The following is a 22,389-nucleotide window of genomic DNA, read 5'->3' as shown; positions in this document are numbered from 1 at the left end:
GAAAAGAGTCATGACAGAATTAACGTGGAAATATGTTAAACCTATCAAAGATAAAAATGCTTTGATCAATTTTGAAAAAAATGCAGGAATTCAATTTCCTAATGATCTCAAAGAGATTATTTTTAAATTTAATAATGGCAGACCATCAAATAAATATTTTGATACTGTCAGTGAAAAGGAGTGCGAATTTAAAAAATTATTATCACTTAATACCGATGATACTGAAAATATTTATGATTTTTTAGGGCTTGATACACAATTTAAAAGTTTAGTTGCCTTTGCGAGTAATTCTGGGGGTAACCTTATCTGTCTTTATCAAGGGAAAATCGTTTACTGGAAACATGAAAGTGACCAAATTGAGCCTTTAGCGGATACATTCTCCGAATTTTTAGAGAAACTATATTAGTCTAGTAAAATCGACCACAAGTGGTCGATTTTTTTGAATTTTACAATCAATTGAACAATACCATAATAATCGTGAATTTTTACGATACGAGGATTATGTCTATTACTAATAATTTTATTTATTAGGATCTTCTTGATTGTGGTAATGGGATTTCATTTTAAGTGGATTATACACCATGAAAAAATATAGCACTATTCTATCTAATAGAATAAAGTTGATAAATAAGTTTATTCTAGGGTTAATTATTGTTAATGCTATTGTCGTTGGGCTAGATACTTATCCTGCTATTTCTAATAAGATAGGAAATTATTTGACAATAATTAGTAATTTTTGTTTAGCTATATTTGTTTTAGAGATTTTGTTTAAAGTTATTTATACAGGGAGAGTGTTTTTTAAAAGCTGTTGGAATATATTTGATTTAGGGATTGTTTTTATCTCGGTACTTGCTGAGTTTGGTCTGCTATCGGTATTTAGAATTATCCGTGTTATTCGTATATTACGTTTTTTATCTGCGATCCCTAAAATGCGGATTATTACACAGGAGTTATTTAAATCTCTCCATTCTATGCAAGGTGTTGCAGTTTTATTATTTATCGTATTATATATATTTATGCGGTATTAACAACACATTTATATAGTGATGTATACCCTCAATATTTTGGTAGTTTGACGGAGAGCTTTTACACGCTATTTCAAATAATGACTTTTGATAGTTGGTCTTCAGGCATTGTGCGTCCTATATTACAAATAGATCCGTATGCTTGGGTTATTTTTATTAGTTTTTTACTTATTGCTAGCTACATTGTTTTAAATATTGCTATTGGTATTATTGTTGATTGTATTACCGAAATCAAAGAATATGAAATGCATTTAAAAATTCAAGAAAAAGAAGACAAACTATTTGAAAAAATTAATCTATTAGAAAATGAAATAAAAGAATTAAAAGATATCATTCAGAAAAACTATTCTAAACAATGATATTTTAGAGAAAACCTTAACTCCTTATAAAGAACAATAGTTAAAAACACTATTTATCTTGAGAAAGCAATAAATAAAGAACACCCAGACTAGCATAAAAATAAATTTATTGCTTTCTCTTTGGTAACCACCTCTCACATAGAAACGAATATAAACATTATTTTTGTAATATCTACTAAACATCTGAAATATATATAATTAAAATATGATTAATTATTAAAAGTAACCAAACTTAATCATCTAGGACAAATTTTAATATAATGCTATTATCTGTTAGAAATAAATACTAGAGGATAAAGTAACAATGCCTACCGCCCAAACTCTTAAAACCTATTTCCAAGAACATAGAAATATCGACAATTACACCGAGGATTTCCGTTTACGGATTCACCGTGCAATTAGTTGGTTAGAAAAATCTGAAAATGCAAAAGAATTGGATGATTTGGATACACAATTTATTGCATTATGGATTTCATTTAATTCGGCGTATGCAAGGGAGATGGATATTTATCCCGGTGAAAGAAAAGAATTTAATCGCTTTTTACTTTCAATTTGTGAGTGTGATAAATCTCAGCGACTTTATGATCTGATCTGGAATAAATTTGCAAAGGCTATCTGTGTATTAATTGAAAATAAATTTGTCTATCAGACTTTTTGGAATTATCAGAATGGACAAATTTCAAAAAAGCAATTTAAACAGTCTTTCAAGAATAATAGAGAAAAAGCTTATTTGGCTTTAGAAAATGTTGATACCCCCTATATTCTAAGAGTTGTTTTTTCTCGTTTATATACTCTGCGTAATCAAATCCTACATGGTGGAGCAACCTATAATAGCCAAACAAATCGTGGGCAATTAAAAGACGGTTGCCGAGTGTTATCTTTGCTTATCCCTGAAATATTGCAAATCATGATGGAAAATCATCAAGAAATAAATTGGGGGAAACCATACTACCCTGTTGTCAAGGATTAAAATAAGGAAATAAACGAGCCAAACAAATTCTTTTTGGGATAAGGTCAAATCCCTCTTTTAGTTTAGGCAATCCCTATATTTTATAGACCTCCCTACTGCATTCGGTTTCACTCATAAAACCCCGCACTTAGCCTTAAAATAAGCAATACTCAGGTAAAGTGCGGTTATTTTTTTATCGTTTTTTATTCCGGGAAAATCTCCTCCAAAATCAGGGCTAATCCATCCTCATTATTTGTTGCGGTAACACGATTGGCGGCTTGTTTGATCTCTTCGGGAGCATTGCCCATTGCCACACCAAGCCCGACATTTTCCAGCATATCCAAGTCGTTAAAATTATCTCCAAAGGCAACCGTTTCCTCAATTTTGACATGGAAATAATCTTCTAAAAAACGCACTGCATTGCCTTTTGTGGCGGATTGATGCATCACTTCCAAGAAATTTTGGTGAGAACGAAAAATACTTAAATGTGGAAAAGCCGCTTTTAGACGTTTCTCAATCTCAATGATTTCATCTGTTTCACCAATAATTTGAATTTTGTGTGGCGAATAAACCGCACTTTCATCATAAGGATCGATTTGAATCTTCGTCACACTCTTCTCAAAAATGACCCATTTATTATTGACATCACGCGCCACACAATCGTCATTGGTGTAATAATTCACACCTAATTCCGGATACTGTGCCAAAACCTGATTAATTTTTTGAATATCCTCTGAGGAAATATTCACGGAATAAAGTGCGGTCAAATTTCGATCTAAAATCAACGCACCGCTAAATGCCACAATGACATTATAATGTTCTATTTGCTTGGCATAAGGCAAAATACCAAGGGGGGAACGGGCTGAAATAGGAACAAAAGGAATACCATTGCGGGTGATACGTTGAATTGCCGCCAAGGTTCTTGGGGAAATTTTATGATCTGAGGTTAATAGCGTTCCGTCAAAATCGCTGAATACGGCTTTATACATGGTGACTCCAAATCATTTCATTCTTTTTCTAACAAATAGGGATCAGCAAAACCTAAATTTTGCATAATCTGTGTTTCTAGGCTTTCCATTTCTTCGGCCTCCTCATCTTCGATATGATCATAACCTAATAAATGCAAACTGCCGTGCACCACCATATGCGCCCAATGCGCCATGAGTGGTTTTTCTTGCTCGATGGCTTCACGCTCTACCACTTGGCGACAAATCACTAAATCGCCCAATAAAGGCAACTCAACTTCATCAGGACATTCAAAGGGAAAAGAAAGTACATTTGTTGGGCGATCTTTTCCACGATAAGTGAGATTGAGTTCGTGGCTTTCCCCTTCATCTACAATACGCACTGTCATTTCCACGTTATCGATTTCCGGCTGCACAGCTGCAGTTGCCCATTGAGTAATTTGTTGTTCCGTTGGCAAACCTTGCGTATTTTCAGTGGCGATCTGTAAATCAATTAACATATTTCCCATACTATCCTTCTCAATTCTCGGTTAAAACTGACCGCTCTTTTTCCCGCTCCGCTTTGCGTTCTTCGGCTAAGGCTTTACGGCGGATTTCATCTTGGATTTCCCATGCTTCATAGGCTTGTACCACTTTTGCCACCACCGGATGACGCACAATATCTTGACTATCAAAATAATTGAAACTTAGCTCAGGGACACTTTCTAATACTTCAATGGCATGGCGTAAACCTGATTTGGTACTACGCGGTAAATCAATTTGGGTCACATCACCGGTGATCACTGCTTTAGAATTAAAGCCGATACGGGTGAGGAACATTTTCATTTGCTCCACTGTGGTATTTTGACTTTCATCTAAAATGATAAAACTATCATTTAATGTTCGCCCCCGCATATAGGCTAACGGGGCAATTTCAATCACATTACGTTCCATCAGTTTTTGCACACGTTCAAAGCCTAGCATTTCAAATAAAGCATCATAAAGAGGGCGTAAATAAGGTTCGATTTTTTGCCCTAAATCTCCCGGTAAGAAACCGAGTTTTTCTCCAGCCTCAACTGCCGGACGGGTTAATAAGATACGTCGGATCTCTTGCCGCTCAAGGGCTTCCACTGCTGCGGCTACGGCTAAAAAGGTTTTTCCTGTGCCTGCTGGGCCGATACCAAAACTAATATCGTGAGTCAAAATATTATGTAAATATTGAATTTGATTTTCCCCGCGTGGCTTAATCACACCACGTTTGGTTTTAATCGTTGTGCTATAAACCTGACTTTCCGTTCTTGTCGATTCCGATTGAGAAAGCATTCGGCTTTCTTGTAGAGCAATGTGCACATCTTCTAAATCTAATTCATTCACTTTCCCCTTGATCGGCGCAGTTTCCACATATAAATCTTGGATTAATTTAACCGCACTTTGAATGAGTTTTTCGTGGTAGGGTTTGGGGTTATCTTCATTTGATTTAAGGGTAAAAGTGAAATTATTGCGGGCAATGCTCAGATTAAACTCTTTTTCGATCAGTTTGAGATGTTCATCAAATGCACCACAAAGGGATTGAAGGCGTGTATTATCTTGAGGTTCTAGGGTAAATGTTGTCATTAATATTTGATGTTGAGTGATTTAAATTTGGGGCTATTTTAGCTTAATCTGATTCTATTTACATCGGGTTTCACCGATGGCGAAACCCGACATTTTATAAACGCCAACTTTTCCATTGACGATATTATTTCATTTCAGGAAATAACATTTTGAGCACATCCAAGGTGACTCTGCGTGATTGTCCTGCATACGGGAAAATATGCATCATCATCATTGGATTAAAATTGGCTTCAATCACGCCCCAAGATTGGAGATGAGGCTCAGCCGGTTTTGTTAAATCCGGAATAATTAAATCGACACCACATACGGCCGCCCCCATAGCATGAGAAATGTCCACGGCAAGCTGCTTATAACTTTCGTGCATTTGATCCGTCATATCAATGGAATCTCCCCCGGTACTAATATTTGAATTAGCCCGTAATTGCACAATAAGATCCCTTGGGGGTATAGAATCAATCGTCCATCCCTGTTCTTTTAATTGAAGTTTTTCAATATCGCCGAGGACAATTTTCTTCAATGGGGTACGGCTACCATCACCGCGTAATGGGTGATCATTTTTCATTGCCACTAATTCTTTAATTGAATGTACCCCATCACCAACCACATTTGCCGGTACACGTAATAATACAGCTAAAGTTTGATCACCTAACACAAAGAAACGATATTCCGTGCCGACCAAATAATCTTCCACCATAATTTCTTTATCTTCACGGAAAGCAATTTCTACGGCTTTGGCAAAATCATCTCGGTTTTGTACGCCATATTGGAAAATCGTGATACCAAGCCCGAAATTTGTGGATTTTGGTTTAATCACCACCGCCCGATTTTCAAAAAGTGGGAAATTTTTGACCGCACTTTCTATATCGGTAAATTCCACACTTTGCGGCACATTAAAACCGGCTTTTGCCAACACTTTTTTCGTGACGACTTTATTTTCCATAATTAAGGGTGAAATATAACGATCATGTGAAGTCATATTGCCATTTTTCACATATTCAATATGATCGCCATATTGCAGGCTTAAAAACTGATCACGTTCATCTAAAATTTCAACTTTCAAACCTTTTTGAATCGCATCAAACATTAATGCTTGGGTTGAAAGCTCCATATTGTCAAAGGCGGATAAGGCATAAAAACGTTCAAAGGCATTTTTCTTATTACCTTTCGCAATATCCGCCCCCAATTTTTGATAACCCCCAAACTTCTCAATAGCAACGACAACATTGGCACAAAGTGTGTCACGAGGATTAGCAAATTGTGCAAATTTGTCTTTTACGATAGTTTTAATTTCATCACTTGCTTGAAGAGCTTCAAGCATCTTTTGCATCTCAAGTAATACTAATTCCCCTTCCACAGAGTAGGTCGTTGGTGATAAAGGATCTTCCCAAGCCACTTCCGCAAGACGGGTTTTGCCTAATTCTACGTCATCTTGATCAGCCGTGTGCTCCAACCATGCCATCAATAAAATGAAATAATGGATAAATTTCGCATCTTCCAACGTCATACCATAAGGGGCAAAAGGATTGAGATCAAAAAGGCGGAACTCAAGATATTGGATACCGGTTTTGACTAAATCACGGGCTTTATTCGCACCACGCAAACGAACATTAGAATAAAATTCTTTCTCCGCAATCAACTTTCCACTGTTCACCCAATGTTCAAGGCTATCGGCGTAGGATTGTAAGCTTTCAAAAGAGACTTTGATTTCCGGATCGTTTACATAACCAAATTGGCTTGAGCGTAGGCTACGCACATATTGATTGGGTTTAAGTGGGCTACCGTTACGGAAGTAATTTTTATCAACTGTCGGTGTAGCAGAAAATAAATAAAGTAGAATCCATTGATAACGAAGGAAATTTTTCGCAATTTTTAGATATAAATCATTCTGAAAATCTACCGCACTTTTTTGTTCCGTTTGAGCCTCAAATAGCGCTTGCACAAATGCCGGATCAAGTTGGAAGTTATAGTGAATTCCACTCACCATTTGTTTATATTTACCGTAGCTTTTCACCAAATGTTCACGATATGCCACATCTTCCGGATTATCTAATTGTGCAACTTTGATTTGATTTTCCGGTGGCAACCCTGCCGGCATACTAAATGGGAAAATATATTCATCTTCGGGGAGGGTACGTAACGTTACTTCGTGAATAGCGGAAAGCCAACGCATTGCATTTTCTAATGTTTTACTCGGCGGAGTGACCAATTCCAGCTGGCTTTCAGCAAAATCTGTTTGGATATATGGATGAAAACTACGATTACCAAAGGCCTTCGGGTGATCAGTCGTTACAATCGAACCGTCCGCATAGACACGCTGGCTTTCTTTTTCAATACCAAATAAACCTTGTTGGAAAAGTAATTCAAGATGATGTTGTTTAATTATGTTCTGGATATTCATAGTAAGTCCTTTTAGAAAAATGTCCTAGTATTATGGTTGGATTCTTCAGAAAAATAAATAAGAAATTTGAATAGATCAAAAATATTAATTTATATAAAAAATGCGATCATTTTTGACCGCACTTTTTTACTATTTCATTAATTTTCTCATTCTGATATTCAACATTTCCACTACTACGGAAAAGCCCATAGCAAAGTAAATATAGCCTTTTGAGATATGTATATCAAGACTTTCTGCAATGAGGCTGATTCCCACTAGAATTAAAAATGCTAAAGCGAGAATTTTTAAAGTTGGATGGGTATCCACAAAATCACCGATAGGTTTGGCGGCAAACATCATCACCCCTACCGCAATAATAATCGCTAAAACCATCACCGGTAAATGTTCTGCCATACCGACAGCCGTAATCACAGAGTCAAGGGAAAACACAATATCCAGTATGGCTATTTGGATCAATACACCAAGATAACTCACTTTCTTTTGACTTTCATTTTTATGATGTTCTTCAGGATGGAGCGCTTCTTTAATTTCTCCGATACTTTTGACAATTAAGAATAAACCACCCAAGAATAAAATTAAATCCCGTCCGGAAATCTCTTGATTAAACACAGTGAACAACGGATGAGTCAATTTCATCATCCAAGCTAACGACATCAAGAGTAAAACTCGGGTGATCATCGCTAAAGATAAGCCGATAACACGACCGGACTGACGTTGATGCGCCGGTAAACGTCCCACTAAGATACTAATAAAAATAATGTTATCTATCCCCAAAACGATTTCAAGTGCGGTTAGTGTTGCAAGAGAAAGCCAAGCTTCGGGATCACTAAGCCATTCAAACATAATTTGTTCCTATAAAAATTCAAAAAAACGGATCATAATCACTTTATAAAGAAAAGCAATGAGTATTTCACTAGCTTTTCAAAGTTTCATAAATCGTCTCTGCCAATTTCTTTGAAATCCCCGGAACAGAAGCGATTTCGTCCAGGGTGGCATTTTTCACGCCCTGTAAACCACCAAGGTATTTCAATAAGGCTTGACGGCGTTTTGCCCCTACCCCCTCAATGGTTTCCAAACCACTTTGGGTGAAAGCATTTTGGCGTTTTTTACGATGTCCGCTAATGGCGTGATGGTGACTTTCATCACGAATATGCTGGATTAAATGTAAAGCCAAACTGTCATCAGGTAAATGGATTTCACGATTTTGTTTGCTGATAATCAGCACTTCCTGCCCTGCTCGGCGATCTACGCCCTTTGCTACGCCGATTAAGTGCGGTCGATTTTTATCCCATTTTACATTCAAATTCTGAAATACATCCAAAGCACGATTGAGTTGCCCTTTTCCGCCATCAATAAAGATCACATCAGGAATTTTGTCTTCTTCTAAATCACGGTCATAGCGTTTTTTGAGGGCTTGCTCCATTGCCGCATAGTCATCACCACCGGTAATGCCTTCAATATTAAATCGCCGATAATCAGATTTTAACGGACCTTCTTGATTAAACACCACACAAGATGCCACCGTTTGATTCCCCATGGTATGACTAATATCAAAACATTCCATTCGCTTAATTTCCGACATACCGAGTAATTCGCATAATGCCTGATAACGCTCGGACATTCGTGAGGATTGCTTGAGTTGGGTAGCGAGTGCGGCTTTTGCATTCACCTGTGCCAACTGTAAATATTTACTTTTATCCCCTTTCACCGTATCTTGGATCGTCACTTTTCTGCCCGCTTGTTCTGTGAGTAGGGTTTCCAATTCTGCTTTTTCCGTGAGTTTCCGATCCACAATAATACGATTTGGAATACTTCTGCCTTGATGTCCTTGCAAATAAAATTGCCCTACAAAGGTTTCCGTTAACTCGGAAAGATCCGTATTTGCCGGCACTTTGGGGAAATAACTGCGATTGCCCAATACTTTTCCTTGACGGATAAACATCACCTGTACACAAGCAAGACCGTGTTGATAGGCAATGGACATAATATCCATATCGTCTAACCGCTCATTGGAAACAAACTGTTTTTCGATAACCGATCGCACCGCTTGGATTTGATCACGATAACGCGCGGCTTGTTCAAAATCCAAATCCCGACTTGCCTGATCCATTTTGCCAATCAAATAATCCAACACTTGTTGATCTTTGCCTTGTAAAAATAAACGGGCCAATTCCACTTGTTGTGAATATTCTTCATCTGTCACATAGCCAGATACACAAGGCGCAGAACACCGTCCGATCTGATATTGCAAACAAGGGCGTGAGCGATTGCCATAAACGGAGTTTTCACACTGTCGTACCGGAAATAATTTTTGGATCAAGGATAAGGTTTCCCGTACTGCCCCTGCATGGGGATAAGGTCCAAAATATTCGCCGGCAATTTTTTTTGCACCACGATAAGCAGTAATGCGTGGGTGGCGTTCTTTGGTTAATAAAATAAAAGGATAGGATTTATCATCACGCAACAGCACGTTATAACGGGGCTGATAAAGCTTGATGAAATTGTGTTCCAATAATAAAGCTTCTGTTTCGGAAGAAGTGATCGTGGTGTCAATATGATGAATAGACGCCACTAATGCTTCTGTTTTCTTACTGCTGAGATTGGAGCGGAAATAACTCGACAGACGTTTTTTTAAATCCTTGGCTTTGCCCACGTAAATTACCTGATCTTTATCGTCATACATACGATAAACACCGGGTTCGTGAGAAACATCCGTCAGAAATTTTTTCGCATCAAACATCTTAATTCGCCGCTAAAATCGACCGCACTTTTTCTAGATCTTCCGCCGTATCCACGCCCACGGCAGGCACTTCTTTTGCCAGTTCAACGTGGATCCGTTCACCATTCCATAACACACGTAATTGTTCCAGTTTTTCTAAATTTTCCAACTGTGTCGGCGCCCATTGCACATATTTCTTGATAAAACCGGCACGATAAGCATAAAGACCGATATGACGTAAATAAACCTCCGCCAAGGTGGCTTTTGTGATATCTTGCAAGCCCATAAATTGATCTCGATCGTATGGGATGACCGAGCGGGAAAAATACAGCACATAGCCGTCTTTATCCGTTAGCACTTTGACGACATTCGGATTAAACAATTCTTCTGCGTCGTGAATTTTCACGGCAAGAGTTGCCATATTCACCTTAAATTTTGCTAAGTTTTCCGCCACTTGATGAACAATCACGGGCGGAATAAGGGGTTCATCCCCCTGAATATTCACAATAATTTCATCATCGGGAATGGCAAGCTTTTCCACCACTTCCGCTAAACGCTCTGTGCCTGAATTGTGATGTTCGGATGTCATACAGACTTCTGCGCCAAAACCTTGCGCAACCTCTGCCACTTTTTCATTATCGGTGGCAATAATCACTCGGTTTGCGCCTGATTGTTGGGCTTTTTCAAATACATGTTGAATCATTGGTTTCCCGGCAATCTCGGCAAGGGGTTTTCCCGGCAAACGGGAGGAAGCAAAACGAGCAGGGATAATCACAGTAAATGACATAAGATATTCCTTCTTAACTTTAAATTCTGGGGCGGCAGATGTGTAATCACCTAATCCGCAATCTTTTCCGCTTTTTCCGCAGTTAATAGAGGCACGCCATTTTCAATGGGATAAGCCAACTGCTCATAGCGACAAATTAATCGTTGATTTTCAGCATCATATTGCAAACGAGCCAAGCAACGAGGGCAAGCGATCACTTCAAGCAATTTTGGGTTTAATCGCTCAGGCATTTTTATATCGCTCCACGAGCGCCTCTATTTTTTTCCAAAAGTGCGGTAAATTTTCACCTTGTTTTTCCGCTTCCACCATCTCAGCCTCCACCGGCACATACCACCAATTTTCTTTGGCAAAGGCTTGGCATTTTACGGCATCTTTTTCCGTCATAAAGAGCGGTTGATTTTGCGAAAATTTTTCTAGCTGTGTTGCATCAAAATGTTGATGATCTTGGAAACCTTGGGTTTGCACTAAATTTATCTCTAATTTTTCCAACATGGTAAAAAAACGTGGCGGATGACCAATACCGGCAATGGCAGCGCCTGATTGAAAAGCACTCAAAGGGCGTTTTTCATGAGTTTTTAAATTGATCGCATAATGAGGCACTAAGGTCATCACTGCATCGGAATATTGATTTTTACCGCCGTTAGTGATCACAAAATCCACAGTTTTTAACCGGCTTGATAATTCACGTAAAGGACCGGCAGGTAACACAAAGCCATTGCCGAGAGCTCGTTCTGCATCCATCACTACTATTTCCATATCTCGCTGTAATTGATAATGTTGCAATCCGTCATCCGAAATAATAATGTCGCAATCTTTATGCCTTAAGAGTAACTCAATGGCTTGTCGGCGGTTTGGTGAAATCATCACCGGTACACCGGTGCGTTGAGCGATGAGAACCGGCTCGTCTCCGCCTTCATGGGGATTTGTCTCTGCGGTGACGAGTAACGGATAAGTTTTCGCATGGCTACCATACCCACGGGAAATCACCCCTACACGTAATCCACGTTTTTTTATTTCTTCCACCAGCCATACCACTACCGGTGTTTTTCCATTACCACCAACGGATAAATTCCCTACTATCACCACAGGTTTCGGCGCTCGATAAGAGGATTTTAGCCCAAGCCTAAATAAAACTCGGCGAAATTGACTTATCAGCCAAAATAAAAATGAGAATGGCAAAAGAAACCAAGCGAGTTTGGAATTCGAATACCAAAATGGCATAAATGTTCCCTCTAAAAAGTGCGGATAAAATAACGCGAGTTTTTCAACCCGCGTTAAACTTAACCGCTAAACTGCATACTATGGAGTTGTTTGTATACACCCGCTAAAGCAAGCAGTTCATGATGACTACCGCGTTCACGAATTTCGCCGTGTTCAATCACTAAAATTTCATCGGCATTTTCGATGGTTGATAAGCGATGAGCAATGACAAGCACAGTACGGTCTTTTTTCAACTCATCCAGTGCCGATTGAATCGCTCGTTCGGATTCCGTATCAAGGGCAGAGGTCGCTTCGTCTAAAATTAATACCGGAGAATTACGCAGTAAGGCTCTCGCTATCGCTAAACGCTGACGCTGTCCACCGGATAAACTCGCGCCATTCTCGCCGATGACGGTATCAAAACCTTGTGGTAATTTTTCAATAAACTCTAATGCATAAGCTGCTTTGGCGGCAGCAATAATTTCTTCACGGGTGTATTTATCCTTTGCCGCATAAGCGATGTTGTTCGCAATCGTATCGTTAAACAAATGCACCTGTTGAGAAACCACCGCACAATTTTGACGTAAATTGGATAAACGGTAATCCTGAATATTCACTCCATCAAGCAAAATTTCACCTTGTGAAATGTCGTAGAAACGAGTGACGAGATTGGCAATAGTGGATTTACCTGAACCTGAACGCCCTACTAATGCCACGGTTTTTCCAGCCGGAATGTTGAATGAAATATTATTTAAGGCGAGATCATCTTTACCTTGATAAGCAAAACTCACATTTTTAAATTCTAATTCGCCTTTTGCCGGTTCCGCTTTATAGCTACCGTTATCTTTTTCCGGTTCTAAATCTAAAATCGCAAACAATGTTTGGCAAGCCGCCATTCCGCGCTGAAACTGGGAATTGACATTCGTTAAAGATTTAAGCGGACGCATCATGGCAAGCATGGAGGAAAAAACCACAGTAAAAGAACCGGCACTTAAATTATCATCTGCAATCAATGGGGTGGTTGCCAAATAAAGCACCACAGCCAAAGCTAAAGAAGCAATAATCTGCACGACAGGATCGGAAATCGCATCCGCTGTGACCATTTTCATCCCTTTACGGCGCATATCATTACTCACGTGATTGAAACGTTCCTCTTCCACATACTGACCGCCGAAAGATAAGACAACTTTATGCCCTTTTAACATTTGTTCTGTAGTAGAGGTGAGTTCCCCCATAGAATCTTGTAAATTTTTACTGAGTTTACGGAAGATTTTTGACACCATACGAATCAGTATGGCAATAATCGGTCCAATCACAAATAACACTAAGGTTAATTCCCAGCTGGTATAAAACATCACAGCAAGCAAAGAAAGGATATAAGCCCCCTCACGTACAATCGTTACCAATGAGCTAGAAGAGGAACTCGCAATCATTTCAGAATCATAAGTAATACGGGAAAGCAACTTGCCGGAAGGATTACGATCAAAAAAGCTCACCGGCATAAACATCAGATGCTTGAATAAGCGGCGGCGCATTGTCATCACCACTTTGCCGGATACCCAAGCCAAACAATAGCTAGAAATAAAATTACTTACGCCACGTAAAAAAATCATTCCTACCACAACAAAAGCCATCATTTTCAAAAAAGAATGATCGGCTTTACCAAATCCCTCATCAAGTAAGGGTTTTAATAAATAAATTAAACCGGAATCCGCTAAGGCATTAAGTACAAGCGCAACAGCAGCCACTACCAGTCCGGATTTGAACGGTTTAATCATTGGCCACAAACGTTTGAAAGTCTGCATCGTAGATAGGTCTTTATCTTGCATTTTTTGATCCTGCATAGTTATTATCGTCCGAAAAAATTCGTCGCATTGTACCTTTTATTCCGTTGATAATCCAATCGGGCGAGCATACCAAGGAGAAAACGCCTTCCTTTGGCGTGAAACTTTCCATTTGTCACGGTAAAAACTAACACGAATTTGTCCCGAAACCGCCGTATTTTCGACTGCACTTTTATGTTGTTTAAGACGTTTAATGACAGATGGATGAGGAAAATGCCAAGGATTCCAACGTCCGCTTGAAATAATTGCAAGATCCGGCTTGCTGTGTGAAAGTAAAACCTCACTTGTGGAAGTTTTGCTGCCATGATGTCCTATTTGTAGGACATCAATTTTTCCTAAAGTGCGGGCAAAAATCAGCTCGTTTTTTATTTCCGCATCACCGGTAAGCAAGACACGATATTTGCCATCTTCTAGTAAAATGACACAAGAATTCGAATTGCCCGCCCGAGCGACGACTTTCTGCGGTGAAAGAATGCGAAAATGAATTCCCTGCCATTCCCACTCTTTCCCTGCAATACATAGCCCTCGATGAGTTTCACCATAGTTTTTTTCAGATGAGGTGATGAGCTCTACATTCGGATAGTTTTTTAAAATGACTTCTGCACCACCGGAATGATCATTATCATCATGGCTTAAAATAAGTTTATCCAGTATGACTCCCTCTCGTTGTAAATAAGGCAAGATTTCCAGCTCAGTCATTGAACCGCCTTGCCATGACGCCCCCGTATCATACAAAATTCCTCGACCATTCTTGACAATTAGCGTTGCCAAACCTTGCCCTACATCTAAGGTATCCAGCTGCCAAATCGGTTGATGATATTGGCGAATAATGACGATTAATAAGGATAAACCAGCAATGCCGACAGAACCCCAAACAGCTTGTTTTTTCCAAATTATCGGTAATGACCTATTGAGATCGAGTGTAAAATATTTTGCCGTTTTTATTTTCCAATCCTTTTGCGAAAACCTTTTTTCACGATAGATAACAAGGATGATCAGAAGAAAAAACAGGCTGAAAAGTGCGGTTAAAATTAATGATAAATTCAATGAAATGCTAAACCATCTTCCCTGAAAAAGAGTAATAATCTGTGTAATACCCTCTGCCAAATAATTTGCCAATCGCCAAGAATACAATGCACCATCGCTTAACACCGCAAATAAGATCACTGGGACAAGAAAAAAACTGTATAAGGGCACCGCCACCAAATTGGCAAAAAAACCGCTCAGTGATATTCCATTGAATAAAAGAAGTTGTAGCGGTGTAAACAGCATTAATAGACCGAACTGCAAATGAAATAAGCCCAAAATCCACCGCACTTTGGGTGAAAAATGTTGATATTTCCATTGAAATAAAGAAAGCGGGATGTAGCGATACCAAATAATCAGACAACATACTGCCCCTATCGAAAGCCAAAAACTTGTCGAAAGGGGCATAAGAGGGTCACACAATAAAAGGAAGGCGATGATTAAGATAAAAAGTCGGAAAGCTGAATAATAGCGACGTTGTGATTGTATGACTAAAACAAAAAGCAAGGCGGAAATTGCCCGGAAAGTAGGGATACTAAAGCCCGATAGATAAGCATAAAATAAGGCGAAAAAAGCCCCACTCCACAGAGGAAAAACGGGTTGAATATTATTGGTCGGAAAGAAAAATTGTGCGGTTCTAGCCAGTAAAAATCCCATCCCCATGGCCAACCCGATATGTAACCCGGAAATTGCAATTAAATGACCCGTATTCGTCTGCTGATAAATTTGCCATATAGTTCGATCTAACCATGCCCGCTCCCCAAAAGCTAAAGCGATCAGTAAACCTTGTAAAGAAAGAGTTTCCGTTTGTTTTAATGCCCGCCATAATTTTTTCTCCCTCCATGAAAAATCATCACTAATTTTAACCGCACTTTTTAAACTTCCGTTCGCCGTGACGCCTTGCGAGAAATACCATTGTTGACGATCAAAGCCACCCCCATTCAATCTTGCAGAAAGCGGTCGCACAGAAACTTCACCTTGCCATTTTTCCCCTAAAAAAGGTTTTGCTTCTCCCTTCCAATTAAGAAAAATTCGTTGCTCCTCTTTGTTCAATACCGTGCGAGCGATCAGGATTTGATATTCTTGCTGATGTAATAAATTTTCAATTTGTAAAACTAAATTTTGTTTCTCCGGCAACATCTCATCGGCTTGTCGTAATAAATCCAGTGCAAAAGAATGGGTATAGCCGGATGCCAAAATAATGACATTCAAGATACTGAAAAAATGAAACCACCACATTTTTTTGAACCAATAGAATAAGAATGCGGTCAGAGTGAAAATTAAATTACATAGCAGCGTTTGTTTCCAACCGATTAACATAAAATCAGGTAGGAATAGCAACGACAATGAAGCACAAATAAGACTTATTGCCAAAGTAAACAAATTTATAGGCATGAGAATAGCGCAATGAACGAAATGTGCGCACACTATGTATTTTTAAATCAACAAACAATTATTTCTCTTAAATTTTGAGATCTTGATCGCAAAATATAATTTTAGTGAGGAAATTTTGTTTGCTAAAAGGGGCAACATCTGTTATTTATAACGCCCTCAAAAAAACAGGCTTCTCAACACTCAATAAAAGTTGAGAACCAATTATTAATGATAATGACAGGAAGTCGTGAAGTTCACGCTTAAATTCTGTTTGTATTAGGAGTGAGATATGTCAAAAGCAACGTTAAGTTTATTAGAGCTGGCAGGCGTAAAACCATATCAACCAAAAAAAGATGAAGAGTACATGAATGAAAGTCAACTTCTTCATTTTAAAAAAATCTTAACGGCCTGGCACGAACAAATCGTGGAAGAGGCTTCGCGTACCGTTGCTCATATGCAAGATGAAGCGGCTAACTTCCCTGATCCTGCGGATCGTGCAACGCAAGAAGAAGAATTCAGCCTAGAATTACGCAATCGTGATCGTGAGCGTAAGCTAATGAAAAAAATCGAAGCGACATTGAAAAAGTTGGATACCGATGATTTTGGTTACTGTGATTCTTGCGGTGAAGAAATTGGCATTCGTCGTTTAGAAGCCCGTCCAACGGCAGATTTGTGTATTGACTGCAAAACGCTTGCAGAAATTCGCGAAAAACAAGTTGCGGGTTAATTTACCATTCATTTAGAAAAAGTGCGGTCAAAAAAACCGCACTTTTCGCGTTTAAAAAACGGAGTTTATTATTCTTACTTATATTAAAAATTTGTTTGGCAAAAAGAAAAAAGTGCTACAGCAAAAAGCACCCCAAGCAAAAGCTCATTCTAGACGAGTTGAGCAACCTGTTACACAACAATATGCGAATAAAAATACAGCCCATCAATTTCATCGCTATGATAAAAGAGTGATTAAGGCAGCAAATTTTGGCATTCATCCACGTATGTTCAGCCGTAACGCACTTTCCGTGGTTGAAAAATTACAACGCCAAGGATTTGAAGCCTATATTGTTGGCGGTTCCATTCGTGATATGTTACTGGGCAAACATCCAAAAGATTTTGATGTGGCTACCAATGCCCGCCCGGAACAAATTCAAAATATTTTCCAACGCCAATGTCGCTTGGTCGGTCGCCGTTTCCGTCTTGCGCATATTATGTTTGGCCGCGATATTATCGAGGTGGCAACTTTTCGTGCCAATCATAGCGATGCACGTAATGAACGCCAAGCAAAACAAAGCCATGAAGGAATGCTTTTGCGTGATAATGTCTATGGCACTATTGAACAAGATGCGGAACGCCGTGATTTCACAATAAATGCCCTTTATTACAATCCGCAAGATAATACGTTACGCGATTATTTCAATGGTATTGAAGATTTAAAAGCTGGTAAGTTACGCTTAATTGGTGATCCGATAACCCGTTATCAAGAAGATCCCGTACGAATGCTACGTGCAATCCGTTTTATGGCGAAATTGGATATGTTTCTTGAAAAACCAAGCGAACAGCCTATTCACGAGTTAGCCCATTTGCTAAAAAATATTCCACCGGCACGTTTATTTGATGAAAGTTTAAAATTACTACAAACCGGCCATGGCGTAAAAACCTATCGGTTATTACGCCAATACGGCTTATTTGAGCAGCTATTTCCTAGCCTCATACCTTTTTTTACGGAAAAAGAAGATAGTTTTGCCGAGCGTATGATCGTGACTGCGCTTACCTCAACTGACGAACGTGTCGCTGATAAATTACGTATTAATCCTGCATTTTTATTTGCTGCATTTTTCTGGTACCCATTGCGTGAAAAAGTAGAAATATTAAAAAATGAAGGTGGATTAAACAACCATGACGCCTACGCTCTTGCTGGTAATGAAGTTCTGGATTTATTTTGTCAAGCCTTGGCTGCCCCACGCCGCCATACTGCAGTCATTCGTGATATTTGGTTTTTGCAGTTACAATTACTTAAACGTACCGGCTCTGCACCTGTACGGGTAATGGAACATCCTAAATTCCGTGCAGCTTTCGATCTATTAGCAATGCGCGCTGAAGTTGAAGGTGGGGATACCATTGAGCTTGCCAAATGGTGGCATGAATATCAATTCAGTAATAGCGATCAGCGTAACCAGCTTGTAAAAGAGCAACAAACCTTACACCCAAAACCGAAGAAAAAATACTTCCGCTCGCGTAAACGCCGTAAACCAAGACCGATAGAGAATAACCAATGATAACTGCATATATTGCTCTTGGTAGCAATCTAAATACACCGGTAGAACAGCTTAATAGTGCGTTGAAAGCAATAAAAAACTTGCCGCAAACCCAACTTATTGCGGTAAGTTCGTTCTACCAAAGTAAACCGCTTGGTCCGCAAGATCAGCCCGATTATGTCAATGCAGTAGCAAAAATCGAAACGACTCTTCCTCCACTATCGTTGTTGGATGAATTACAACGTATTGAGAATGAACAAGGACGGGTACGCTTACGCCGCTGGGGTGAACGGACATTGGATTTGGATATTCTGCTTTATAGCAATGAAATAATTCAAAATGAACGTCTAACCATACCCCATTATGATATGTATAATCGGGAATTCGTTATTGTACCTTTATTGGAAATTACACCGGATCTTATTTTTCCTGATGGGAAAAAACTCTCTGAATTAGCATCGAATTTTATCGATCATTCAATGAAAAAAATCTAAAAAATAACCGCACTTTAATGCCCTCAAAGTGCGGTTATTTTAACTGAGTTTTTACGCAGTAATGTTTATTTAGATTTTTTCAATAATTCTGCATGAGACTTCTTTTGCTCTTTCATCTTTCCACTGATTTCGCGGCGCTGTGTAGAAAGTTCTGCACTACGAATCGTGTAATCATCAATACGTGCTTCATAGTCATCACGCATGTTTTCAATAATAGCGCGTACATCTTCGATATCCATATCATCACGAATATATTGGTTCAAATTATCAAGTAATAACACGCGTTTTTGGTTGTCACGAATTTTACGGCTGATATCTTCAATATCACGTTTTAGCTTATTTTTTAAACGATACATACGCACATATTCCAATACTTCTTGAAAGGATTGTTTGTTTACGGTTTCCATAATTGCTCTCTCTATTTAGATAAAATAACTGCCCGTAATTTAGCTTTTTTTCCCCCCTTCGTCAAAACCTTAAATTTAAATTTTGTGGCTTAATCAAAAAAAAGCACGGTTTTTTCTAAAAAGCGTTGATTATCCGCTTTTCTAGTGATAAAACGTAACGCATTATTTTTCTAAAAATAAGGAAAGCACAATGTCTCAAGTCTTCAATTTTAGTGCCGGCCCGGCAATGATTTTTCCTGAAGTATTACACCAAGCACAAGCAGAACTGACCAATTGGTTAGGGCAAGGTGTTTCCGTGATGGAAGTCAGCCATCGTGGCAAATATTTTATGGAACTTATCGCTGAAGCAGAAAAAGATCTGCGTGAGGTCTATCACATTCCGGATAACTACCGTGTATTATTTTTACAAGGTGGCGCACGTGGTCAATTTGCTGCATTACCGATGAATTTGATTGGCAAAAAAGGGAAAGCACTTTATTTAAACAGCGGGCATTGGTCTGCCACGGCGGCGAAAGAAGCCCGTAATTTTGCAGAAATTGATGAAATTACCATTGTTGAAAATGGTGATAATACACATATTACCCGATTAGATTTTAGCGATATTGCCGATCAATATGATTATGTGCACTACTGCCCTAACGAAACCATTAGCGGTGTAGAAATTTTTGAGATCCCAAAAGTCGGAAATGCCGTCCTCGTAGCGGATATGTCCTCTAATATTCTGTCTCGTGAAATTGATATTAGTAAATTTGGTGTCATTTATGCCGGGGCGCAAAAAAATCTCGGCCCTGCCGGTATCACACTTGTCATTATTCGTGATGATTTAATCGGTCATGCCCGTAAAGAAACCCCTTCTATTTGGAACTATGCGACGCAATCCGATGCAGACTCGATGATCAATACGCCACCAACTTTCGCTTGGTATCTGTGTTCTTTAGTATTTAAACATATCAAAGCAATGGGCGGCTTAAAAACAATTGCCGAACGAAATCAATTAAAGGCTAAAACCCTTTACGATTACATTGATGCCAGCCAGCTTTACCAAAATGTGGTGGCAAAAGAAAATCGTTCGACAATGAATGTCACTTTTGTGACCGGCGATGCGGAATTAGACGCAAAATTCGTTGCACAAGCAACGGCTGCCGGCTTACAAGCTTTAAAAGGTCATAAGGTGCTGGGTGGTATGCGCGCCTCTATCTACAACGCAATGCCTTTAGACGGTGTGGAAGCATTAATCAAATTTATGAAAAAATTTGAAGAGGAAAATCTCCCACAAGCACAATAAATTCAACCCTCAATATGGGCGTCATCATACGCCCATTAATCTTAATGAATGTAACACTATGCAATATATTAATATCGCCAATCCCGGGGTTAAATCACTCGCCCCTTATCAAGCAGGCAAACCCATTGAAGAACTAGAACGTGAACTCGGCATTACCAATATCGTCAAACTGGCGTCTAACGAAAATCCGTTCGGTTTTCCTGAAAGTGCAAAACAAGCCATTATCAACCAATTGAATCAACTCACCCGCTACCCTGATGCTAATGGTTTTGAGCTAAAACAAGCCATTGCCAAAAAGTTTGGCGTTCAGCCCAATCAGATCACGCTCGGTAACGGTTCAAATGATTTGCTTGAACTTTTCGCCCATACTTTTGCCGGTGAAGAGGATGAAGTCATTTATTCACAATATGCGTTTATCGTCTATCCCCTTGTAACAAAAGCCATTAATGCCATCGCAAAAGAAATTCCTGCCCAATACTGGGGACATCATTTAGAGGGATTTTTGACCGCACTTTCCGATAAAACCAAGCTCATTTTTATCGCAAATCCGAATAATCCCACCGGTAATTTCTTAACCGAGCAAGAGATTGATGCGTTCTTAGCCAAAGTACCTGAAAATATCATTGTGGTATTAGATGAAGCCTATACGGAATTCACACTTCCTGAAGAACGGGTCGATTCTTTCGGTTTATTGAAAAAATACCCTAACCTCATTATTTCCCGTTCTCTCTCAAAAGCCTATGGGTTAGCGGGGCTACGCATTGGCTATGCGGTGTCTAATCCTGAGATTGCCGATTTATTAAACCGAGTTCGTCAGCCATTTAACTGCAATAGTTTGGCGCTTACCTCTGCAATCGCAGTGATGAATGATGATGCTTTTATTCAAAAAGTAGCGGAAAATAACCGAACTGAAATGACCCGCTATGAACAATTCTGCCACCAATACGGTTTGGATTATATTCCGTCTAAAGGCAATTTTATTACCATAGATTTTAAACAACCTGCCGCCCCGGTTTATGAAGCGTTACTGAGAGAAGGGGTGATTGTGCGCCCGCTTGCGGGCTATGGTATGCCGAACCATTTACGCATTAGTATCGGATTACCGTGCGAAAACGACAAATTTTTTACCGCACTGATTAAAGTGCTAAATTTAACCCAAGCTAATTAGGAGCTTTTATGACTACTGTAACCATGATGGGAAATCCCATTGAAATTAAAGGTAATTTTCCACAAAAAGGTGAAAAGATTGATAATCTTATCCTAACCGATAAAGATCTGAACGATGTCACCTTAGAAAATTTTTCAGGTAAACGTAAAGTATTAAATATTTTCCCAAGTATTGATACCGGCGTTTGTGCCACATCAGTTCGTGTATTTAACCAACGTGCAGCGAATTTGGAAAATACCGTTGTATTATGTATTTCAGCGGATCTCCCTTTTGCTCAATCCCGTTTTTGTGGTGCTGAAGGTATTGAAAATGTACAGGTTCTTTCCACTTTCCGCCATAAAGATGTTCATGAGAAATTAGGAGTGGATATTGCCACAGGCCCAATTGCCGGTTTAACTGCGCGTTCTGTGATCGTGCTAGATGAAAACAACCAAGTATTACACAGCGAATTGGTGTCTGAAATTAAAAATGAACCGAATTATGATTCGGCAGTAGCTGTGTTATAAGCAACAAAAAAGTGCGGTTAAAATTGACCGCACTTTTTTCA

The 22,389-nt window shown here is 39.1% G+C and carries 22 protein-coding genes; 10 read left to right on the top strand and 12 right to left on the bottom strand.

Annotated features, from left to right (window positions below; genetic code table 11):
• The first annotated feature begins 10 nt into the window (after positions 1-10).
• The 4 genes from BKG94_RS05650 (at position 11) to BKG94_RS05635 (ending at position 2,354) form a co-directional block, all read left to right on the top strand.
• Positions 11-406 (top strand): SMI1/KNR4 family protein, encoded by a 396-nt coding sequence (locus BKG94_RS05650; protein WP_077435078.1) that lies wholly within the window; start codon positions 11-13, stop codon positions 404-406.
• A 175-nt stretch (positions 407-581) separates the two neighbouring features.
• Positions 582-1,028, top strand: coding sequence for an ion transporter (locus BKG94_RS05645; protein WP_077435076.1), 447 nt, complete (start codon positions 582-584; stop codon positions 1,026-1,028).
• 44 nt (positions 1,029-1,072) lie between these two features.
• A complete protein-coding gene (locus BKG94_RS05640; RefSeq protein ID WP_425272260.1) occupies positions 1,073-1,384 on the top strand; it encodes an ion transporter in 312 nt (103 codons plus the stop codon).
• Between the two features lie 304 nt (positions 1,385-1,688).
• Positions 1,689-2,354 carry a HEPN domain-containing protein gene (locus BKG94_RS05635; RefSeq protein WP_077435072.1) on the top strand — a complete coding sequence of 222 codons (666 nt, stop codon included), beginning with the start codon at positions 1,689-1,691 and terminating at the stop codon, positions 2,352-2,354.
• A gap of 182 nt (positions 2,355-2,536) precedes the next feature.
• Here BKG94_RS05635 and BKG94_RS05630 read toward each other — a convergent pair whose 3' ends face one another.
• The 11 genes from BKG94_RS05630 to BKG94_RS05580 form a co-directional block, all read right to left on the bottom strand.
• Complete coding sequence (locus tag BKG94_RS05630; protein WP_077435070.1) at positions 2,537-3,322, bottom strand: Cof-type HAD-IIB family hydrolase; 786 nt, start codon at positions 3,320-3,322, stop codon at positions 2,537-2,539.
• 17 nt (positions 3,323-3,339) lie between these two features.
• The gene (gene ybeY / locus BKG94_RS05625) at positions 3,340-3,807 is read right to left on the bottom strand and encodes an rRNA maturation RNase YbeY (RefSeq protein ID WP_077435068.1); all 468 of its coding nucleotides are present in this window, start codon (positions 3,805-3,807) and stop codon (positions 3,340-3,342) included.
• A gap of 10 nt (positions 3,808-3,817) precedes the next feature.
• Positions 3,818-4,891, bottom strand: a complete 1,074-nt coding sequence (locus tag BKG94_RS05620; RefSeq protein ID WP_077435066.1) for a PhoH family protein — start codon at positions 4,889-4,891, stop codon at positions 3,818-3,820.
• A gap of 124 nt (positions 4,892-5,015) precedes the next feature.
• On the bottom strand, positions 5,016-7,289 hold the full coding sequence (gshAB, locus tag BKG94_RS05615; RefSeq protein ID WP_077435064.1) for a bifunctional glutamate--cysteine ligase GshA/glutathione synthetase GshB: 2,274 nt from the start codon (positions 7,287-7,289) through the stop codon (positions 5,016-5,018).
• A gap of 129 nt (positions 7,290-7,418) precedes the next feature.
• Complete coding sequence (locus BKG94_RS05610) at positions 7,419-8,132, bottom strand: TerC family protein (RefSeq protein ID WP_077435062.1); 714 nt, start codon at positions 8,130-8,132, stop codon at positions 7,419-7,421.
• A 70-nt stretch (positions 8,133-8,202) separates the two neighbouring features.
• Complete coding sequence (gene uvrC, locus BKG94_RS05605) at positions 8,203-10,029, bottom strand: excinuclease ABC subunit UvrC (RefSeq protein WP_077435060.1); 1,827 nt, start codon at positions 10,027-10,029, stop codon at positions 8,203-8,205.
• Between the two features lies 1 nt (position 10,030).
• Positions 10,031-10,795 (bottom strand): 3-deoxy-manno-octulosonate cytidylyltransferase, encoded by a 765-nt coding sequence (gene kdsB / locus BKG94_RS05600; RefSeq protein ID WP_077435058.1) that lies wholly within the window; start codon positions 10,793-10,795, stop codon positions 10,031-10,033.
• Between the two features lie 50 nt (positions 10,796-10,845).
• A complete protein-coding gene (locus BKG94_RS05595; protein WP_077435056.1) occupies positions 10,846-11,025 on the bottom strand; it encodes a Trm112 family protein in 180 nt (59 codons plus the stop codon).
• Positions 11,018-12,016 carry a tetraacyldisaccharide 4'-kinase gene (gene lpxK, locus BKG94_RS05590; RefSeq protein ID WP_077435054.1) on the bottom strand — a complete coding sequence of 333 codons (999 nt, stop codon included), beginning with the start codon at positions 12,014-12,016 and terminating at the stop codon, positions 11,018-11,020. Before lpxK ends, BKG94_RS05595 begins: the two co-directional genes overlap by 8 nt.
• A gap of 59 nt (positions 12,017-12,075) precedes the next feature.
• Positions 12,076-13,839, bottom strand: a complete 1,764-nt coding sequence (gene msbA, locus BKG94_RS05585; RefSeq protein WP_077435052.1) for a lipid A ABC transporter ATP-binding protein/permease MsbA — start codon at positions 13,837-13,839, stop codon at positions 12,076-12,078.
• Positions 13,840-13,878: 39 nt separating this feature from the next.
• Positions 13,879-16,260, bottom strand: a complete 2,382-nt coding sequence (locus BKG94_RS05580) for a DNA internalization-related competence protein ComEC/Rec2 (protein WP_077435050.1) — start codon at positions 16,258-16,260, stop codon at positions 13,879-13,881.
• Positions 16,261-16,528: 268 nt separating this feature from the next.
• Between BKG94_RS05580 and dksA the strand changes: the two genes are divergently transcribed.
• The 3 genes from dksA (at position 16,529) to folK (ending at position 18,982) form a co-directional block, all read left to right on the top strand.
• Complete coding sequence (gene dksA / locus BKG94_RS05575) at positions 16,529-16,966, top strand: RNA polymerase-binding protein DksA (RefSeq protein ID WP_077435048.1); 438 nt, start codon at positions 16,529-16,531, stop codon at positions 16,964-16,966.
• A 229-nt stretch (positions 16,967-17,195) separates the two neighbouring features.
• A complete protein-coding gene (pcnB, locus tag BKG94_RS05570) occupies positions 17,196-18,509 on the top strand; it encodes a polynucleotide adenylyltransferase PcnB (protein ID WP_143538912.1) in 1,314 nt (437 codons plus the stop codon).
• Positions 18,506-18,982 carry a 2-amino-4-hydroxy-6-hydroxymethyldihydropteridine diphosphokinase gene (gene folK / locus BKG94_RS05565; RefSeq protein ID WP_077435044.1) on the top strand — a complete coding sequence of 159 codons (477 nt, stop codon included), beginning with the start codon at positions 18,506-18,508 and terminating at the stop codon, positions 18,980-18,982. The genes pcnB and folK overlap by 4 nt, the downstream gene beginning before the upstream one ends.
• 65 nt (positions 18,983-19,047) lie before the next feature.
• Here folK and BKG94_RS05560 read toward each other — a convergent pair whose 3' ends face one another.
• Positions 19,048-19,389 (bottom strand): DUF496 family protein, encoded by a 342-nt coding sequence (locus tag BKG94_RS05560; RefSeq protein ID WP_077435042.1) that lies wholly within the window; start codon positions 19,387-19,389, stop codon positions 19,048-19,050.
• A gap of 190 nt (positions 19,390-19,579) precedes the next feature.
• Here BKG94_RS05560 and serC point away from each other — a divergent pair, with 190 nt between their 5' ends.
• From serC to tpx, 3 genes are read left to right on the top strand one after another with little or no spacing between them, the layout of a single operon-like run.
• Entirely contained in the window at positions 19,580-20,674 is a 1,095-nt protein-coding gene (gene serC, locus BKG94_RS05555; RefSeq protein WP_077435040.1) for a 3-phosphoserine/phosphohydroxythreonine transaminase, read from the top strand.
• Positions 20,675-20,732: 58 nt separating this feature from the next.
• The gene (hisC, locus tag BKG94_RS05550; RefSeq protein ID WP_077435038.1) at positions 20,733-21,842 is read left to right on the top strand and encodes a histidinol-phosphate transaminase; all 1,110 of its coding nucleotides are present in this window, start codon (positions 20,733-20,735) and stop codon (positions 21,840-21,842) included.
• A gap of 8 nt (positions 21,843-21,850) precedes the next feature.
• Entirely contained in the window at positions 21,851-22,348 is a 498-nt protein-coding gene (gene tpx / locus BKG94_RS05545; protein WP_077435036.1) for a thiol peroxidase, read from the top strand.
• Positions 22,349-22,389: the final 41 nt, after the last annotated feature.

Source organism: Rodentibacter ratti (genome assembly GCF_002000485.1).
Lineage (GTDB): Bacteria > Pseudomonadota > Gammaproteobacteria > Enterobacterales > Pasteurellaceae > Rodentibacter > Rodentibacter ratti.
The sequence above is the reverse complement of the archived record's forward strand: the minus strand, read 5'-3'. Positions and strand labels throughout refer to the sequence as shown.